A 1,100-nucleotide genomic window follows, 5' to 3' on the forward strand; every position below is an offset into this window, starting at 1 on the left:
ACGAGACATTACAAACAACGTAGCAATCCAATTACGTGGAGAGTTAGACCGTATAGAGAGCTTTTCAGTCGATTTAAAGCCTTTAGACGAAAAGATGAAGAACTACATCAACGAAATAGAGAAAGCATCAGAAAAGGCAAAAAAGGAGTTTCAAACGCCTATGCTTGGAATGCGAGTAGTAGGAATATTTGCTTTTGTTTTATTGGCTGTGTTAGCCTTTTCTTTTTTCACTAGTAACCAAGCCAAAGAGCTTAAAAAAGAGCGAGAAAGTAAGGAGCGATTTATCGAGTTTATTAAGGCTGATGAAAAGAGAATAAAAGAGTTCAATGAGTGGGCGAAGCAATAGAACTTGTTTTGTTCGGAAAATGCTAAAAAAACCTACATGCTTTTTGCGAGAGCAAAAAGACCCTTGAGCGATACTTTTCGACCCCCCTCTTGATAAGTTAGCATTACTGTCCCCAAAATGAAAAAAAAGCGTTACTTTTGGTAACATCTAAAAACAAAAAAAGCTATCTAATCGGGCTGGCAGGCCCATATGATTTGATAGCTTGTTTAAGTCTTTTTACAATGGCAAATTTACTACAAAAAAGGGATACCTCAAAGGATACCCTTAAAAAAAAGCAATGGTCTAAGTACGTCAGCAAGGGGATATCCTTATCGCTGATGAATTTCAATCCAAAGTCTAAACTTTTCAAATCTTATAAGAATAGTACTTATTGTGCTGAAACACTTCTAACTAATGAAGTGGGTAAAATACACACGACTTATTGTAAAAATCGTTGGTGTTTAACTTGCAATAGGATAAAGACCGCACGCCTTATCAATGCTTATCTACCTCAATTGGAGGAATTATTTCAACCTGTATTTGTAACTCTTACGTTACCTACTGTTGTGGGGGAAGAACTTGTTATGCGTATTGCTGAAATGGAGAAAGAATGGAGGGCAATTTATAAATTGACCAAAAGGTCAAAGTATCAAAAAGTATATCAAATTTTTAAGGGTATTCGTAAGGTAGAATGCACTATTCGTCCAGGAGGATTATACCATTATCATTTTCATATTATATTAGACGGTTGGGTGGAGGGAGAATGGTTGATGGC

Annotated in this window: 2 protein-coding genes; both read left to right on the plus strand. The window is 36.2% G+C overall.

Annotation, left to right across the window (positions count from 1 at the left end; translation table 11 throughout):
• A partial coding sequence (locus FTV32_RS17180) for a hypothetical protein (protein WP_180029167.1) occupies positions 1-346 on the plus strand: 346 nt, incomplete at its 5' end.
• 137 nt (positions 347-483) lie between these two features.
• Positions 484-1,100: protein rep (locus tag FTV32_RS17185; protein ID WP_180029168.1), on the plus strand; the 617-nt coding region annotated here is incomplete at its 3' end.

The organism is Acinetobacter sp. YH16032, assembly GCF_013417345.1.
Classification (GTDB): domain Bacteria; phylum Pseudomonadota; class Gammaproteobacteria; order Pseudomonadales; family Moraxellaceae; genus Acinetobacter.